Source organism: Bremerella cremea, assembly GCF_003335505.1.
GTDB lineage: Bacteria > Planctomycetota > Planctomycetia > Pirellulales > Pirellulaceae > Bremerella > Bremerella cremea_A.
Genome location: NZ_QPEX01000010.1, coordinates 178,059 through 194,475, shown reverse-complemented (window position 1 = coordinate 194,475; position 16,417 = coordinate 178,059). Strand labels below are relative to the sequence as shown.

Here is a 16,417-nt window from a genome sequence, read left to right as displayed (position 1 = left end):
CCCCCTCCTAGAGAATTACGTATGCTCCTGTCTCGTTGTCGGCCTCACTTGGGCACTTGGGATACCCTGTGCCGTACCTACTGCCGCTTTGGATGTGTCGGACTGATTGTTTTATTGTTCGTTCTGGCCGGATTATTTCCACTAGAAGCTTACGCCGAAGATGGTAAACGTGCGCCGAATGTTGTTTTCATTTTGATCGACGACATGCGGTACGATGCTGCAGCTTGCTTGGGGCATCCATTTCTGAAGACGCCTCACATCGATGCCATGGCGAAAAATGGCACCAATTTTACCAATGCTTTTGTGACCACATCGTTGTGCTCTCCGAGCCGGGCTTCGATTTTAACCGGTCAATACATGCACAAGCATCACGTGGTCGACAATAACAATACCGATCTTTCGAAGTTGGTGTTCTTCCCCCAGTATTTGCAAAAGGCTGGCTACAAGACGGGGTTCTTTGGTAAGTGGCACATGGGGGGCGGAACCGATGATCCTCGACCTGGGTGCGATCAGTGGGTTAGCTTCCGAGGTCAAGGACATTACTATCCGCCAGGGCCAAAGTGGACACTTAACGTCAACGGCAAATCGGTTCCGCAAAAAGGTTACATCACCGACGAACTTACCGACTACGCGATTGATTGGTTAGATTCCCTAAACAAAGATGATCCGTTCTTTCTCTATCTTTCGCACAAAGCGGTCCACGCTCAGTTTCACCCTGCCGAGCGCCATAAGGACTTGTATACCGACACCAAAATCGAACCCCCAGCTTCCCAAGCAAACACGAAGGAAAACTACGAAGGGAAGCCAATGTGGGTAAAAAACCAACGCAACAGCTGGCATGGGGTCGATTTCCCTTATCACTCGTCGCTTGACATTGCCGAGTACTATCGCGATTACTGCCGCTGCATTAACGCCGTCGACGACAGTGTCGGGCGGGTTCGTCAGTACCTGAAAGACCACGACCTCGATGACAACACCGTTGTCATGCTGATGGGGGACAATGGTTTTCTGTTTGGCGAACATGGACTGATCGATAAGCGGAACGCCTATGAAGAGTCGATGCGTGTGCCGTTAGTCATCGAGGGGCCGGGCTACTTTCCGCAAGACAAGACCGAAACCGCCGTAGTGGCCAATGTCGACATCGGACCCACTGTTCTCGACTTAGCTGGCTTAGACACGCCAGAGCAAATGGACGGGATGAGCTTTGTGAAGGTTGCCAACGGTCAGACCCCCAAAGATAAGTGGCGCAAGAATCTGCTGTACGAGTATTACTGGGAATGGAATTTCCCCCACACGCCCACCATGTTTGCTTTGCGAGGCGACCGGTACAAGTTCATTCAGTATCACGGCATCTGGGACACGGACGAACTTTACGACCTGGAAAACGATCCGCACGAGATGCACAACTTGATCAACGAGCCAGGCTTGCAAAGCACGGTGCGAGATATGCGAAACGCTTTAAACAAAGAATTAGCCGAGCGAAACGCGATGCAAGTTCCCTTTGGTCCCAAGCGGGGCAACGGAGCAAACCTCCGCCGCGAATCAGGCTCTGAGGCTGCCGAATTTCCAGAAAGCGTGATCCGTCAGCGAGACGCCAAGAACTAACTTGCTACCCACCAGAAACGAATAGTGTTCGCCCCTCGGCGTCCATTTCAAATCACACTTCCCATTCCTCTGCAGGGACAATTTATGATACGTAATCTGATGATCGCTTTGGCCGTGATTTGCGGCATCGTGGCCGCCGATCGCCCGCTGTTAGCCGCCGATCAACCAAATGTTGTGATCTTACTTTCCGACGATCAACGCTGGGATGATTACTCGTTCCAAGGGCACGAAGCGATCAAAACCCCTAACATCGATCGCCTGGCATCGCAGTCGTTGGTTTACCAGCGTGGCTACGTGCCGACATCGCTGTGCCGGCCATCGTTGGCGAGTTTGTTCACGGGGCTTTATCCGCACCAAAACGGCATCACCGGTAACGACCCTCGCGAAGATAAACGGACCAACAAAGGCCGCTCCGTGTTGGTCAAGCGATTCCGGCAAAACCCCCGCCTGGCGGAAATCTTAGGACAACATGGTTATGTCAGTTTTCAATCGGGCAAGTGGTGGGAAGGCAATCCCAAAAGTGGTGGTTTCACCCAGGGCATGACCCACGGCGATGTCACCAAGGGAGGTCGGCATGGCGATGTTGGCTTGAACATCGGTCGCAAGACGATGGAACCGGTGATGAAATTCATCGACGAAAGCGTAGCAGCCGACAAGCCGTTCTTTCTGTGGTATGCCCCTATGATGCCGCACTTGCCGCACAATCCACCGGAACGCTTGTTGGAAAAGTACCAAGCGGAAGGACGCCCTCTGGCGGTGGCCAAATACTTTGCCATGTGCGATTGGTGGGATGAAACTTGTGGGCAAGTGCTCGACCATTTGGCAGAGAAGGGGGTTGCCGACAATACGATCGTGATTTACTTGTGCGATAACGGTTGGACGCAACTTGCGGACATGGGAGGGGGCGCCGTCGGCGGACCGCGTGGCAAGCGTTCGGTCTACGATGGAGGAACGCGAACACCGATCATGATTCGCTACCCAGGCCACGTTACCCCTGCCGAGAACACCACTGCCCTAGCAAGCAGCATCGACGTGGTCCCAACCATCCTAGCGGCTGCGGGAATAAAAACCGACGAGAAATTCCCCGGGATCAATCTGCTCGATCCTGAAGCGGTTGGTAAGCGGCAAGCGATCTTCGGGGAGATCTTTGCCCACGATATTCCGGACTATAACCATCCGGAACAAGGGCTCTTCTATCGCTGGGTAATTGATGGCGAATGGAAGCTGATTGTGCCCACCGGCAAGGATGAAGAAGAGTTCGGTCCGAAGGAGCCAGTGCTCTTCAATCTGAAGTCAGACCCCGAGGAACAGCACAACGTGATCGAGCAGCATCCGGAAATCGCCAAGCAGCTTCATGAAAAGCTCGATGCTTGGTGGTCGCCCAAAGTTTAACGTTCGGCTTTGGATGACGAGGTAGTTGTCTTTATCAGGCGGACGGTAATCGCGTCCGCTTGATCGTGGTCGACGCTCAGTTTCCACTGGCCGTTGACGTCGAAGGTCCACGTTTGCTCGTTGTCTTCGCGCGGTCCCGCTGTCAACTTGTCTCCGATCACCAGCTTGGCATCGGCCAGGGGGGCAAGATGGGTCACTTCCGCCACATGCCCTTTACGCAGCAAACTGGCATGGATTTCTTCCCCTGGCACCAAGTGCAAGAAGTCTTCCGGAATTTCTTGCCCATGCGGATCGGTAATCGGGTGTCCGAGCCTATCGTCCAGGTAATCGACGGCTGCTTCGTCGTTGACGTGTTCTAACAGGTCCGCTTTGTCGTGGATCTCGTCGCTCGGCGTTCCGAGACGAGCCAGATAGGCTTCCCAAATACGATGGGCACGCATCAAACGTCGCGCTTCCAGTTGCCCCGCTTCGGTCAGCAGAAAGTTGTCGTTCTCTAGCGGTTGAATCCAACCGTTGGCGATCATCCGCTGTAAACTTCGCCGCAAGCTTTGTCCATCTGTCCGGACATTCGCAATCATGGTTGCCAGCGAAGTCGCATGCTCGGGATCGCGACGCATGCAACCTAAGATGTCTTCCGATAAGGTATGCGGAATCGCAGCCCGGCGACGAAGCCAATTGGAAAGCAGCCCAAACTTCGGCGAGAAGATCAATACCATCATGAACTGAAACGTGCTGAACAGCACAATCGGTGAGCTCGTCGCCACATTGAACCACACCGAAATGTAAACCCCGCAAACCACGCTGCTAATTCCAAACAGGACAGCCAAGATCATCATGTGGCTGAGTCGATTGGTCAGCAAATAGGCCGTAGCTGCTGGCGTAATCAACAAGCCAACCACCAAGATCACACCGACAATCTGCACTGCACTGACAACAACCAACGAGGTACACGTGGTCATCAGAATGTGTATCAAGAGCACCGGTAGACCAATTGAGGCGGCCATGATCGGATCGAACGCGGTAAGCAGCAATTGCCGATACCAAAGGATGATCACAAACAAGACAATCGCCGTAACACCGGCCATCATCCATAAACGCTCGGCATCGACGGCCAAGACGTCCCCCATCACGAAGTGAAACAAATCGAGATGGATATAGTGCGAAAACAAACTGGCCAAGGCTCCGCCGAAAGCGAAGATACCGGTATACATAATCCCGATGGCCGTATCTTCTTTGATGCGGGAGACACGCGAAACAAAGCTCACGAGCATCACCGTCGTAAACCCAGCGATCAGGGCTCCCAAGATCATCGCGGCAAAATGCGCTTCGCGGCCGTACAGCACTTTCATCAACAAGTAGCCACCGGTCACGCCTGCCAGCATCGAATGCGAGATCGCGTCCCCGAGAAAAGCCATCCGCCGAAGGATGATCAAACAGCCAATCACGCCGGAAGAGACCGCCACCAAACAGCCAGCGAAAATCGCTCGCAGCAGGTAGCTATTTCCTACAAAGGGTTCCACGAACAAGTGATAAAGGGTGTCCACTACTTCGCCTTCTCCCGAACCACACGGTTCAAATGTTCGAAGGCGCGGACATGGCCGTCATACACTTCGCTTAACAGTTCCGGCAACAATACTTGGGCCGGAGTACCAAACGCGAACAGCCGTTGCTTCAAGAGAATCAGCGAATCGAAGAACTCTGCCGCCGTGGCCAGGTCGTGATGCACCACCACCAAGGTTCGTCCCGATTGCTTGGCACTTTCCAGCACATTCAAAATGGCTCGCTCGGTTGCCGCATCGACCCCGGCAAACGGTTCGTCCAGCAGGACCACCCGGGCCCCTTGAGCCAAAGCACGCGCCATGAAGACACGTTGTTGTTGCCCACCAGAGAGTTCCCCAATTTGCCGTTTACGAAAGTCCGACATGCGAACGATCGAGAGGGCTTCTTCGACGATCTCGCGATCTTGCTTCGAGGCACCCCATTGCCACCAGGGGATGTTTCCGTAACGCCCCATCATCGCGACTTCTTCGACCGTCACCGGAAAGTCCCAATCAATGCTGCCCCGCTGGGGGACGTACGCAACCAGACGACGGGTTCGTTCCGCCGGGATGCCAAAGATGCGGACGTTGCCGATATCAGGACGAAGGAAGCCAAGTATCGCTTTCACCAACGTCGACTTGCCCGAACCGTTCGGTCCGATGATGCCGACCAGTTGCCCCTGGGGAATGGTGAACGATACGTCAAGCAAAGCAGGGACCGCGCCGTAACTTACCGTCAGATGCTCGACTTCAATCGCAGGGGTCGTCGGCGTGATTGATTCGGGAAGTTGTTGTGTGGTTATCATGAAGGATCGTGGGGTTACTCGGGAACGGCCGATTCGGGAACCTCAAAGGGAACGCGTCCCACGACCAAGCTATCATTCGCACCGGCCCAAATCGTGCGGCTTTCGAGCGGTTGGTCGAACCCGCGGCGAAACAGTTCGACTTGAACGGCTTTAGGGATGGCCTCGGCTGCGTTGGCGGGGCTCATCTGGACGAGGAACTCATTCTTGCCCGGCGGGATTTCTAGTTCCAGGTCGCACTCGATCACCTTGCCGGCCGGAATGGCTTGGTTCTCGGTAAAGATCGCTTTTCCTTCGTAGGAAATGGAAAGCGAGGCTGCCTCGGATACGTCTTCGGCAAACGGATCGAGCCCAGCGTCAAAGGTGGCCGTAATCCGCAGATGGTAGCTCTCGGCGATAAGTTCGCTTACCGAATCGCGTTCGGGAAGTTGGTTTTCGGCCAGCGTTTGCTGATACAGCCACGTGAAGCCCAAGATAAACAAGGCACAGAAAGTGGCAACGACGATTCGCATGTTCAGACCGCTTGGGCATCCTTTCTATTGAAGTGCTTGGACAATGATGATCACGTTTTCTCGCATCATTCCAATATAAGTTTCTCCCGCTGTTCCTTCAGCCCCCATCGAATCGGAGTAGAGTTCGCCGCCAATCTCGACGTGGGCCTCGCGGGCAATTTCACGAACCTTGGTCGGGTTAACCGAGGTTTCGACGAAGATTGCTTTAACGTGATGCTGACGAATCGAATCGATCGTCTCTTGCTGCCGCTCGGGAGTGATGCCGGCACCGATTTCGTTGCCGGTGGACCATCCTACCGGAGTGGCCGCTGTCATTCCGTAGGCCTGACAAAAATAGTTGAATGCGTCGTGGCTGGTGACCAGAACCCGCTGCTCGACCGGTATCTTGTTGATCTCACGCAAAATCCAATTGTGCAGTGCCCGTAATTGATCGAGATAGAGTGCGGCCCGGCTCTTATATTCTTCCGCATGTTCCGGATCGATTTTTATGACGGCGTCGCGTATATTCCGCACGTAGGTTGCTGCGTTGGTGCAAGAGAACCAAGCATGCGGGTCGTGCATCGCTTGCTTGCCCCCTGGGACTTCCAGCGACTTACATCCCTCGGTACACGTGACCAGCGGCCGGCCCGACTGCTCGGCCAGCTTTCGCATCCAGTCGTTCCCTTCCAAGTGCCAACCATTTTCAAGGCACAAGTCCGCATTCGCCACCAACTGGGCATCGCCAGGCTTCTTCTCGTAAAGATGGGGATCTTGTCCCGCAGCGAGAACCGACTTTACCACCATTCGGTCGCCAACCACCTGACGGGCAAAATCGGCAATCTGGGTCGTCGAGCAGACAATAACCGGCTTTCGGTCCTCAGCAAAAAGTGCCCCGCCGAGGGTTAGGCTAAGAAAAAGAGCGAAAATTGATCGGGGAAACATAACTGTTTTGCGTATTCAAATATCGGGTTTTGGATTGCCAAAACAATCATAGGAGTTCAAGTATTAAAAGACAAGGGGAATTAATCTTACCATAATGAACTTCACGAACTTGCGCAAGCTGTGAAATCGACGAAACTTCGCCCCGTCTGGCGGGTTTCATTGGGTACGTTCCTCGATTCACTTTGTCTCGCTCCAACAAGGAAGAAACCGCTTATGAAATCTTCGTCCCTGATCGCCATCGGCGGGCTGCTCTCTCTAGCGTTTTGTTTCCAACCCGTTGTGGCGGCAGACACTTCTCCCGAAAACTGGGCGAATTGGCGGGGGCCGAACGTGAACGGAACCTCACTCAGCGCCAAGCCACCTACCAACTGGAGCGAAGAAGAAAACATTCGCTGGAAAGTCCCCGTCCCTGGCAGCGGCAGTTCGTCTCCGATTATCTGGGGAGAGAAGTTGTTTCTGTTAACGGCTGTTCCGGTCGCTGGGGAAGAGAAGCCAGCCGAAGCTACGCCTGAGCAACCCCCGCAACCAGCCGCCGCGCCTCGTCGCGGGCCAGGGGGAAGAGGAGGCCGCGGAGGTGGCGGTTTCGGGCGGGGGGAAGCACCTACGACACCGGTCGATTTCACCGTGGTTTGCTTGAACAAAACAACCGGCGAAAAAATCTGGTCGAAGGTCGCCACCCAGCAAGTGCCTCACGAAGCAGGCCATGGAACCAATACGTTTGCTTCGTCTTCGGTCGTGACCGATGGCAACCTCTTGATCGCGTTCTTCGGCTCGCGGGGGATTTTCTGCTACGACTTGGATGGCAACTTGCTCTGGGAGCGTGATCTCGGCAAACAGCAAACGCGTAATGCATTCGGCGAAGGCAGTACCCCAGCGCTTTACCAAGATACGGTGATTGTGCCGTGGGATCACGAAGGGGATTCGTTCGTGCTGGCACTCGATGCGAAAACGGGCAAAGACCTCTGGAAGAAGGACCGAGACGAAGTGACCGGCTGGGCAACTCCGGTAGTCACCCAGTACAACGGCCAAACCCAGGTTATCTTGAACGGGACAACGCGGGTGCGAAGTTACGATCTGAAATCGGGCGAACTCCTGTGGGAATGCGGCGGACAAGCCACCAATCCAATTCCCACCCCCATCATCTACAACGATATGGCGATCTGCATGACCGGGTATCGTGGTTACGCTATCTATGCGATCAAGCTGAGTGCCCAAGGAGACGTGACCAAAAGCGACGACGCAATCGTTTGGAGCCGCAACGACGTCGGCCCCTACATTGCCTCGGCGACTCTTTACAATGACAAGCTTTATGTCACAAAGGACCGTAACGGGATCGTCTATTGTTTAGATGCCAAGACCGGCGAAACCATTTACGGACCACAACGGTTGCCGGAAGCATCGACGCTTTATTCTTCGCTGGTTGCCGCCGACGGCAAGGTTTACGTCTCGGATCGAGATGGAACCACCATCGTGCTAGATGCCGGGCCGGAATTCAAAGTATTGGCCACCAATCAAATCGACGAAGGAATCGATGCCTCTCTGGCCTTCAGTGGCGATCAGCTTTTCCTGCGCGGCGCGAAGCACCTGTACTGCATCGAGCAAAAATACGCCAAATAAAGCCTCTGCTAATAACGAGCACGCCTCAAGGAAGCCCATGTCCTTGAGGCGTTTTTCGTGGATGCTTTAAGCCAATCGCTTTAGTTTGGTGATGCGACCAGTGGAAACCCATTCAGCCACAAAGATGTCGCCTGCTGGGGTAAAGCAAGCGTCGTGCGGATGAACAAACTTGCCTTCGTGCCACTGTTTTGGTTGGGCCCGTAATTGTTGAATGCTGCTCAGCCGGGCGACATCATCACCCAACTGCGCAACGACGTTGTAATCTTGGTCAACAATCGACAAGCGGGCCTTCAGTTCCGGCACCAGCATCAAGTCGTTCCAAGTATCCAGATTAGCCGGCAGCCCGAAGCCGCTGATTGTCTTCTGGTAGTTCCAATCCTTATCGAAGACCTGCAGCGTATCGTGGGCTCGGTCGCAGACAACATGCTTAGGGTTGGCCGAATCGCGGCGATCGATCCATAGCCCGTGCGGCGTATTGAAAGTGCCTTGCCCATCGCCCGGACCGCCGAACTTCGCTTTCCAGTTGGCATCGGCATCGTACTGATGAATGAAGAACGATCCATAGCCGTCCGCCAGTAGGAAGCCACCGTCGTCGAGAAAAGCGAAGTTGGTCGGCATGAAACGATCTCGTCCCCAAACTTTTTTCGGGTCGGTCGCTTCGCCTTCCGCATAAATGCCTGATTCCATGGGGGCATACTTCTGCCAGACGGTTTCCCCCGTTTTGGTGAGCTTGGCGAACGATTTGACCTGTTGGTAGGCGCACACGTAAAGAAACTCGTCGTTGCCTTCCTGGCGAACTTCGATTCCGTGTCCTCCGCCTTGAAATTGTTGGCCGAACGCGCGGATGAACTTGCCGTCGCTATCGAAAACGAAGATCGAGGGGTGGTCTTTTTGTGTCGGATCTCCTTCGTGAATCACGTATAAATTGTGGTCGCGGTCGACGGCAACGTTGTGGGTTGTTTGCCAGGTATACTTACTTGGCAGTTGGGGAAAGTCGTGGGTCACCTCGAACTGATAGCCTTCCGGGCCTATCTGTTTTCGGTTGCCCGATTTGTCAGAGGCATGGACCGCAGGGGAAGGAAAAAGCCCAGCAGTGGCAGCCAAGGCAAGCGACGAGCCCGCCAAAATTACTTCGCGTCTTGTAGGCATTGGGGTAAACTCGATAAGAGAAGGGTAGGAAGTGCCTTGCCCCAGGGGGCAAAGATGGGGGCCGTCCGGACGATTCCGAAGACGGGAAATGACGATATTTCAAGTTCTATGCCCAATTTGCGCCTCAAGCAAACACTTTCCTCCGATCTCATTGCGCGGAATGATTGCATTCAGCGGTCTTCCCAATTATCCTAAACTCCTCAAACGGGAATCTAGGAAAACTTGTCATGCAAGACTTGCTGCTACTTCTACTCTCGATGGTCGCTTTCGCCGGTGGGTTCCCCGGTGCTTGGTGGGTTGCGGAAAAGCAACGACCAGATAACGCCATTCCCATTTTCTTCGGCACGCTTGGCATGCTGATTGTGGGGGGAGCTGGCCTATTTGGCGTCGTGATCCTGGCTGCCAAACAATTCTAAGCGGGCCATTGCACGCCAATCTGGGGGGCCAAGCTCGCGATTTGCTTGAATCGGCGAGAGAAGGATGCTAGGCTGATGCTTCCTGCCCGATTTGCCATTTGTTTAATGGTAGATCCCTTCTATTCTCCTTCCGCGGCAAACGATGCTCAGCCAACGATTTCCTTCGCGAACGCTTTTGGTGCTGGTCTTGATGACACTTCTGACGCATGGTCTTCGTGCGGAAGAACCCATCGATTTCGCCACGCAAATTCGCCCTTTGCTATCCGATCGCTGTTTTCATTGCCACGGCCCCGATGCCGATGGACGTGAGGCCGATTTGCGGCTTGATGAGGAAGAGAGCGCACACGAAGCTTCGATTGTGCCCGGTGATCCTGCCAACAGCGAACTGTTTGCCCGCATCAGTTCGACCGATCCCAGTGATCGAATGCCCCCTGCCGACTCGAATCGAAGTCTTTCTGCGGAAGAGATCGAGTTAATTCGGCAGTGGATTGCCCAAGGGGCGAAGTACGATCAACATTGGGCGTTCCGCCCCATCACCAAGCCAGCGGTTCCTCAGCTCGAGGATGACGACTGGTCGCGAAACGAGATCGATAAGTTCGTTCTCGCCAAGTTGCGGCAAGAGGGGGTCAGCCCGAGCCCGCCTGCCCAGCCGTGGCGTCAATTACGCCGGCTCTCCTTCGATCTCAATGGGCTGCCTCCCACGTTGGAAGAACTCGATGCCTTTCTGGCCGATCCCAGCGAAGAAAACTACCAGGCCAACGTGACCCGTTTGTTGGCTTCGCCTCGCTATGGCGAACGGCTGGCCGCCGAGTGGTTAGACGCGGCCCGCTACAGTGATACCTATGGCTACCAGGTCGATCGGGGCCGGTTTGTATGGCCGTGGCGCGACTGGGTGATTCGCTCGCTCAATGCGAACATGCCGTACGACCAGTTTCTCACGCAGCAGATCGCCGGTGATTTGCTGCCCGACGCCAACCAAGATTCCATCCTCGCCACAACCTTCTGTCGACTTCATCCGCAGAAAGTCGAAGGGGGAAGCGTCCCGGAAGAGTTCCGGGTGGAATACGTTGCCGACCGGGCACAAACCGTGGCTACCGCGTTTCTCGGCCTGACCATGGAGTGTGCTCGTTGCCACGACCATAAGTACGACCCGCTCAGCCAGCGGGAATATTATCAATTGTTTGCTTACTTCAACAACGTCGACGAGGCGGGGCTTTACTCGTATTTCACTTCCTCGATTCCCACGCCAACGCTCCTGCTGACCGACGAAGAGCAACAAGCGAATCTCGACGAGCTTGATGCAGAAGTCGCCTCCCTAGAGGCCGAGCAAGCGGCGTTGTACAAACATCTGGTCGCCACGACCCATGCCGCTGGCATGACCATTCCGCACCCTAAGCCGGCCGAGGCGTTATCGTTCGACGAAGGAAACGTCGGGGGAAATCGAGCAACGCTCGGCCCGAAAGGGCAAGCGATTGAGTTGACCGGCGACGATGCAATCAACTTGAAGTCAGGCAACTTCCTGCGAAATCAACCGTTCTCGGTCGATCTGTGGATTAAGACCCCGGACGTCAAAGAGCGGGCCGTCATTTTCCACCGCTCGCGGGCCTGGACCGATGCGGCCAGCCGGGGCTATGAACTGCTGCTGGAAGATGGGCGATTGAAATGGTCGCTTATTCACTTCTGGCCTGGCAATGCGATCAGCATCAAAGCGACCGATCAAGTCCCGCTTAATAAGTGGCAGCATGTGACGGTCACCTACGATGGTTCCAGCCGAGCCGATGGCCTGCGGATTTTTGTCGATGGCAAGCCTGCCAAAGTCGGGATCATTCGCGACAAGCTCACCAAGCAAATCACCGGAGGTGGGCAAGATAATATTGCGATTGGCGAACGATTCCGCGACCGTGGCTTTACCGATGGCCAAGTTGATGAGTTCGCGGTTTACGATTACGAACTGACCCCCGCCGAAATTGCTTTGCTCAATAACAAGCAGTCGAGCCCAGAGGTACGGCAAGACTATTGGATACGCCGCGTGCGGAACGAATGGACCCAGGCAGCAGCCAACTTGGCAGAAGCTCGTAAAGAACGAAACGACGCCTACGACCGGGCTCAGGAAATCATGGTCATGCGGGAACTCGACCAACCGCGGCCAACCTACTTGCTGGCGCGCGGCGCGTACGATGCCCCGACCGACGAGGTCTTACCGAAAACCCCAGAGGCATTGCCCGGTTTTGCCCAGCAGTGGCCCAACAATCGGCTGGGGCTGGCCAAATGGATGGTGGACGCCAAAAATCCCCTAACCGCGCGGGTGGCCGTAAATCGCTATTGGCAATTGCTCATGGGCGAAGGGCTGGTTCGTACGCCGGAAGATTTCGGAAACCAAGGATCACCGCCAACTCACCCCCAATTATTGGATTGGCTGGCTGCCGACTTTATCGAACATGGCTGGGATGTGAAGCGTTTGATGAGGCAGATTGTCACTTCGTCCACCTATCGCCAGGCATCGGAGGTCAGTTCCGAGATGCTCAACCGCGATCCCGAGAACAAGCTGCTTGCGCGGGCGGGCAAGTTCCGCATGTCTGCCGAGATGGTACGCGATAACACTCTTTTCGCCAGCGGGTTGCTGGTTGAAAAAATCGGCGGCCCGCCAGCGAAGCCGTACGAAGTTGCCAGCAGCTTTAAACCGATTCCGCACGATCACGGCAAAGGCCTGTATCGTCGCTCGTTGTACACCTACTGGCAGCGAACCAGCCCGGCGCCAGCGCTGATGACTTTCGATGCCTCGAAGCGGGACGTCTGTCAGTTGAAACGCGAACGAACGTCGTCTCCACTTCAAGCGTTGGTACTGCTGAATGGTCCCCAGTATGTGGAAGCCGCCAAAATGCTGGCCGCTCGGCTTCTGGAGCAGGCGGAAGAAGGGGATACCGACGAAACACGCGTGAAGCGGCTCTTTAGGATGCTGACCAGTCGCCAGCCAACCGAACAGGAACTGGCCATCTTGCTTCAGCTTCATCAAGAGCAGTTGGCCCACTTTCAAGAAATGCCTGACGATGCTGGTAAGCTGCTGACGGTTGGCGAGGCTAAAGTGCCAGAGAAGCTTCCCTCGGCCGAGTTGGCGGCGTTAACCGTGGTGGCCAATATGGTGATGAATTTCGACGGCTGTGTGACGCGTCGGTAACAAGGAATGAAGTCATGATGGTAACACGTCGGCAATTGCTGCAATCGTCTGCTTGGGGATTAGGTGGCTTAGCGCTGGGACAACTGCTTTCCGCCGAAAGCGAAGCAGCTTCCGGGGTGCTGACTAATCTGCACCATACGCCCAAGGCGAAACGGGTGATCTTCCTGTTTCAAGCTGGCGGTCCGTCGCAGCTTGATTTGTTTGACTACAAGCCGGTTCTCAATCAAAAGCATGGCCAGCAATTGCCGCCCTCGGTCCGAGGCGAGCAGCGCCTGACCGGGATGAGTGGTAATCAATCGAGCTTGCCGCTGGTCGGCTCGCCGTTTAAGTTCGCTCGGCATGGTCAAGCTGGTACCTGGATGAGCGAACTGTTACCGCACACCGCCAAGGTTGCCGACGAAATCAGCGTGATTCGCTCGGTCAATACCGAGGCCATCAATCATGGGCCAGGCGTAACCTACGTGCAAACCGGCTCGCAAATCCCTGGCCGACCTTGCATTGGTTCGTGGTTGAGCTACGGGCTCGGCACCGAGAACGACAATCTCCCGGCGTTTGTGGTACTGGTCACCGCCAACAAGGGAGGCCAACCTTTGGCTGCGCGGTTGTGGGGCAACGGTTTTCTACCTTCCCACCATCAAGGTGTCCAATTCCGTAGCGGCGACGACCCGGTGTTGTATTTAAATAGCCCCGCCGGGGTCGATCGGGCCAGCCGCGAGAAAGCCTTGGCTAGATTAGATGCGCTGCATCGGCTACAACCGGCCGATGCGCTGGTCGATACCCGCATTCGCCAATACGAGTTGGCCTTCCGGATGCAGGCCTCGATTCCTGAAGTGACCGATTTAACTACCGAGCCAGAGCATGTACTGGAAATGTACGGGCCCGATTCCCGCAAGCCAGGATCGTTCGCCGCGAACTGTCTGCTGGCGCGGCGTCTGGCGGAAAAGAACGTCCGCTTCATCCAACTCTATCATCAAGGTTGGGATCATCACGGTGGCTTGCCCAGCAGCATAAAAACACAGTGCAGCGAGACCGATCAACCAGCCGCAGCATTGATTCAAGACCTGAAGCAACGCGGCCTCTTAGACGAAACGTTGGTGGTTTGGGGAGGCGAATTTGGACGCACCAACTACTGCCAAGGCAAACTCGGCCCCAACAATTTCGGTCGTGATCACCACGGCCGCTGCTTCAGCGTATGGATGGCTGGCGGCGGAATTAAGGGGGGAGTCACACTGGGAACAACCGACGAATACGGCTTCAATATTGTCGACCAGCCGGTGCATATTCATGATCTGCAAGCTACCATAATGCATGTAATGGGGATCGATCACGAACGACTCACCTTCCGCCACCAAGGCCGGGCCTTCCGCCTGACCGATGTCCACGGGAAGGTCGTCCAGCCGATTCTGGCTTGAACAACGAGATCGTTTCGGTAGTGATTGCGAACGGGAACACGACGCCTAGAAAGTCTCTTGTTCAGAACCTAGGTATTGAAAGTTCGAGAGAATGAAAATCGGCATTCTTCAAGCAGGCTATGTGCCAGAGCCGCTTGTGGAAAAGTATGGGCAATACCCAGAGATGTTCCAGCGACTATTGGCCGGACATGGTTTCGAGTTTCAAACTTATGTGGTGGCCGCCGGAGAGTTCCCTGAAAGTGTTCAGGCGTGCGATGGTTGGTTAATCACCGGTTCCGCCGACGGCGCTTATGAATCGCACGCCTATATTCCACCGCTGGAAAATCTGATCCGTGAAATCTACGCGGCAGAGATCCCTTTGGCCGGCATTTGTTTCGGCCATCAGATCATGGCCCAAGCCCTCGGCGGAAAAGTGGCCAAGCACGCAGCCGGCTGGAGCATCGGCCAAACTCGATACCAACTCGGAACGGACAAGATCGATTGTCTCGCCATGCACCAAGACCAAGTCGTTACCAAGCCTGCCGCAGCGGAAGTGATCGCTTCCTCTGCTTTCTGCGCCAACGCAGGCTTTGCGTACCCAGGTAGTCACGGGGTAAAAGCGATGAGCTTTCAGTTTCACCCAGAGTTTTCCCCGGAGTATACTCGCGATTCGATCGCCATTAAGGCTGGCAACGCGCTTACGGAGGAGCAAGCCGCAGCAGCAATTACAACGGTCCGCGAGCAAAACGATTCCGCTCGAATCGGGCAGCAATTAGCCGAGTTCTTTCTTACGGCCAAGCCGGCGGAACATTAATCGCCGTTTGGGCGATCCGTGTAGAAACGCAACGGCCACACGATAGCGGCTTCAATAATAGGAAACCGCCTGTTTACCTTGCCGTGTGACGATTCAAGAACGGCTGCCGATCTTGTAGAAATCGATAGGCAGCAAGAGACGAACAAGGACGATTACTCGTCGTCAGCACGCATCCAAGGAGTCAGCGTTGGCTTGTAATCCAGCACTTCTTCAGGCTGGAAGTAGAGCTCGATTTCACGCTTGGCGGCTTCAGGCCCATCGGAAGCATGAACCAGATTCATCTGGCGGCTGCTGCTGAAATCGCCACGGATGGTACCCGCTTCGGCCTTCAACCCGCTGGTCGCACCCAAAATGCCGCGAACAACGCTGATCGCTTCCAAACCTTCCAGCACCAAAGCCACGACAGGGGCGGCAGTGATGAACGATTCTAGGCCTGGGTAGAACGGCTTGCTGACGTGTTCGGCGTAGTGCTGCTTGGCCAGATCCGGTGTAATGCGGATCAGCTTCATAGCGATGATATTCAGCCCTTTGTCCTCGAAACGGCCCAAGATGCGGCCAATCAAGCGACGTTCAACACAATCAGGCTTCAGAAGAACTAGCGTACGTTCCATTGCGATAACTCCAAGGGTCAGGTTGAGAAGGCGGATTCTAGCGAATTCGCCGTATCCCCTCAACCAGGAGTCGCCTGGTACCGTGTGAATTAACGGTGACTACTTGCTGGGTACGCCACGAATTACCGGTGGGTACTCGATAATGGGAGTCGAAATGGTTTCTTCCATCGGCATCCCCGGCGCGGGCAATGCCTGGGTTGGTTGCGGCATCACCGGATAATACGGCTGATAGGCAGGAACTCGAGGAGGGTGGTGGGGGGGCTGATTCCAGTAATCCCCTGGGGAATGGTACCCGTCACTCCAGAATTCGCCGAAGAATCGCATGGCACGATTCCAGCCACTCCCGGCCTCAGCGGCAGCCGGAGCCAAGATCAAACATAGCAATAAGACGACCGCTGTCAGTTGAATGGTACGCAACACCGTCGACACTCCCTTTCATCCATGACACCTCAACAACATCCTTCATCGACCGC

General features: G+C 55.1%; 14 protein-coding genes. 7 read left to right on the top strand and 7 right to left on the bottom strand.

Annotation, left to right across the window (positions count from 1 at the left end):
- Positions 1-21: 21 nt before the first annotated feature.
- Together DTL42_RS02165 and DTL42_RS02160 are read left to right on the top strand one after the other, a co-directional pair.
- Entirely contained in the window at positions 22-1,605 is a 1,584-nt protein-coding gene (locus DTL42_RS02165; RefSeq protein ID WP_114367052.1) for a sulfatase family protein, read from the top strand.
- Positions 1,606-1,689: 84 nt separating this feature from the next.
- Entirely contained in the window at positions 1,690-2,997 is a 1,308-nt protein-coding gene (locus DTL42_RS02160; protein WP_114367051.1) for a sulfatase family protein, read from the top strand.
- On the opposite strand, the gene DTL42_RS02155 is transcribed toward DTL42_RS02160, so the two are convergent.
- Genes DTL42_RS02155 through DTL42_RS02140 form a run of 4 tightly spaced genes read right to left on the bottom strand, consistent with a single transcriptional unit; the run spans position 2,994 to position 6,771 of the window.
- Positions 2,994-4,541: an iron chelate uptake ABC transporter family permease subunit gene (locus DTL42_RS02155; RefSeq protein ID WP_114367050.1), complete on the bottom strand. Its 1,548-nt coding sequence runs from the start codon at positions 4,539-4,541 to the stop codon at positions 2,994-2,996. The genes DTL42_RS02160 and DTL42_RS02155 overlap by 4 nt on opposite strands.
- Positions 4,541-5,341 (bottom strand): metal ABC transporter ATP-binding protein, encoded by an 801-nt coding sequence (locus DTL42_RS02150; protein WP_114367049.1) that lies wholly within the window; start codon positions 5,339-5,341, stop codon positions 4,541-4,543. Before DTL42_RS02150 ends, DTL42_RS02155 begins: the two co-directional genes overlap by 1 nt.
- Positions 5,342-5,355: 14 nt before the next feature.
- Positions 5,356-5,850: a hypothetical protein gene (locus tag DTL42_RS02145; protein ID WP_114367048.1), complete on the bottom strand. Its 495-nt coding sequence runs from the start codon at positions 5,848-5,850 to the stop codon at positions 5,356-5,358.
- Between the two features lie 24 nt (positions 5,851-5,874).
- Positions 5,875-6,771 carry a metal ABC transporter solute-binding protein, Zn/Mn family gene (locus DTL42_RS02140; protein WP_114367047.1) on the bottom strand — a complete coding sequence of 299 codons (897 nt, stop codon included), beginning with the start codon at positions 6,769-6,771 and terminating at the stop codon, positions 5,875-5,877.
- A gap of 213 nt (positions 6,772-6,984) precedes the next feature.
- On the opposite strand from DTL42_RS02140, the gene DTL42_RS02135 reads away from it, so the two are divergent.
- Positions 6,985-8,388, top strand: a complete 1,404-nt coding sequence (locus tag DTL42_RS02135) for a PQQ-binding-like beta-propeller repeat protein (protein WP_114367046.1) — start codon at positions 6,985-6,987, stop codon at positions 8,386-8,388.
- Positions 8,389-8,454: 66 nt separating this feature from the next.
- On the opposite strand, the gene DTL42_RS02130 is transcribed toward DTL42_RS02135, so the two are convergent.
- Positions 8,455-9,537: a hypothetical protein gene (locus tag DTL42_RS02130; protein WP_114367045.1), complete on the bottom strand. Its 1,083-nt coding sequence runs from the start codon at positions 9,535-9,537 to the stop codon at positions 8,455-8,457.
- A 227-nt stretch (positions 9,538-9,764) separates the two neighbouring features.
- Here DTL42_RS02130 and DTL42_RS02125 point away from each other — a divergent pair, with 227 nt between their 5' ends.
- The 4 genes from DTL42_RS02125 (at position 9,765) to DTL42_RS02110 (ending at position 15,333) form a co-directional block, all read left to right on the top strand.
- On the top strand, positions 9,765-9,953 hold the full coding sequence (locus tag DTL42_RS02125; RefSeq protein ID WP_114367044.1) for a hypothetical protein: 189 nt from the start codon (positions 9,765-9,767) through the stop codon (positions 9,951-9,953).
- A gap of 142 nt (positions 9,954-10,095) precedes the next feature.
- Positions 10,096-13,128 (top strand): DUF1553 domain-containing protein, encoded by a 3,033-nt coding sequence (locus DTL42_RS02120; RefSeq protein WP_114367043.1) that lies wholly within the window; start codon positions 10,096-10,098, stop codon positions 13,126-13,128.
- 17 nt (positions 13,129-13,145) lie between these two features.
- On the top strand, positions 13,146-14,540 hold the full coding sequence (locus DTL42_RS02115) for a DUF1501 domain-containing protein (protein ID WP_114367966.1): 1,395 nt from the start codon (positions 13,146-13,148) through the stop codon (positions 14,538-14,540).
- Between the two features lie 91 nt (positions 14,541-14,631).
- A complete protein-coding gene (locus DTL42_RS02110; protein ID WP_114367042.1) occupies positions 14,632-15,333 on the top strand; it encodes a type 1 glutamine amidotransferase in 702 nt (233 codons plus the stop codon).
- A 152-nt stretch (positions 15,334-15,485) separates the two neighbouring features.
- On the opposite strand, the gene ndk is transcribed toward DTL42_RS02110, so the two are convergent.
- Entirely contained in the window at positions 15,486-15,944 is a 459-nt protein-coding gene (gene ndk / locus DTL42_RS02105; protein ID WP_114367041.1) for a nucleoside-diphosphate kinase, read from the bottom strand.
- A 99-nt stretch (positions 15,945-16,043) separates the two neighbouring features.
- Positions 16,044-16,364 (bottom strand): hypothetical protein, encoded by a 321-nt coding sequence (locus tag DTL42_RS02100; RefSeq protein WP_147274133.1) that lies wholly within the window; start codon positions 16,362-16,364, stop codon positions 16,044-16,046.
- Positions 16,365-16,417 lie beyond the last annotated feature (53 nt).

Excerpts from the sequence above, each read along its gene's own strand:
- DTL42_RS02165 (WP_114367052.1), top strand. The coding sequence starts at position 22 with ATGCTCCTGTCTCGTTGTCGGCCTCACTTGGGCACTTGGGATACCCTG.
- DTL42_RS02160 (WP_114367051.1), top strand. The coding sequence starts at position 1,690 with ATGATACGTAATCTGATGATCGCTTTGGCCGTGATTTGCGGCATCGTG.
- DTL42_RS02150 (WP_114367049.1), bottom strand. The coding sequence starts at position 5,341 with ATGATAACCACACAACAACTTCCCGAATCAATCACGCCGACGACCCCT.
- DTL42_RS02145 (WP_114367048.1), bottom strand. The coding sequence starts at position 5,850 with ATGCGAATCGTCGTTGCCACTTTCTGTGCCTTGTTTATCTTGGGCTTC.
- DTL42_RS02140 (WP_114367047.1), bottom strand. The coding sequence starts at position 6,771 with ATGTTTCCCCGATCAATTTTCGCTCTTTTTCTTAGCCTAACCCTCGGC.
- DTL42_RS02135 (WP_114367046.1), top strand. The coding sequence starts at position 6,985 with ATGAAATCTTCGTCCCTGATCGCCATCGGCGGGCTGCTCTCTCTAGCG.
- DTL42_RS02130 (WP_114367045.1), bottom strand. The coding sequence starts at position 9,537 with ATGCCTACAAGACGCGAAGTAATTTTGGCGGGCTCGTCGCTTGCCTTG.
- DTL42_RS02125 (WP_114367044.1), top strand. The coding sequence starts at position 9,765 with ATGCAAGACTTGCTGCTACTTCTACTCTCGATGGTCGCTTTCGCCGGT.
- DTL42_RS02120 (WP_114367043.1), top strand. The coding sequence starts at position 10,096 with ATGCTCAGCCAACGATTTCCTTCGCGAACGCTTTTGGTGCTGGTCTTG.
- DTL42_RS02115 (WP_114367966.1), top strand. The coding sequence starts at position 13,146 with ATGGTAACACGTCGGCAATTGCTGCAATCGTCTGCTTGGGGATTAGGT.
- DTL42_RS02110 (WP_114367042.1), top strand. The coding sequence starts at position 14,632 with ATGAAAATCGGCATTCTTCAAGCAGGCTATGTGCCAGAGCCGCTTGTG.
- ndk (WP_114367041.1), bottom strand. The coding sequence starts at position 15,944 with ATGGAACGTACGCTAGTTCTTCTGAAGCCTGATTGTGTTGAACGTCGC.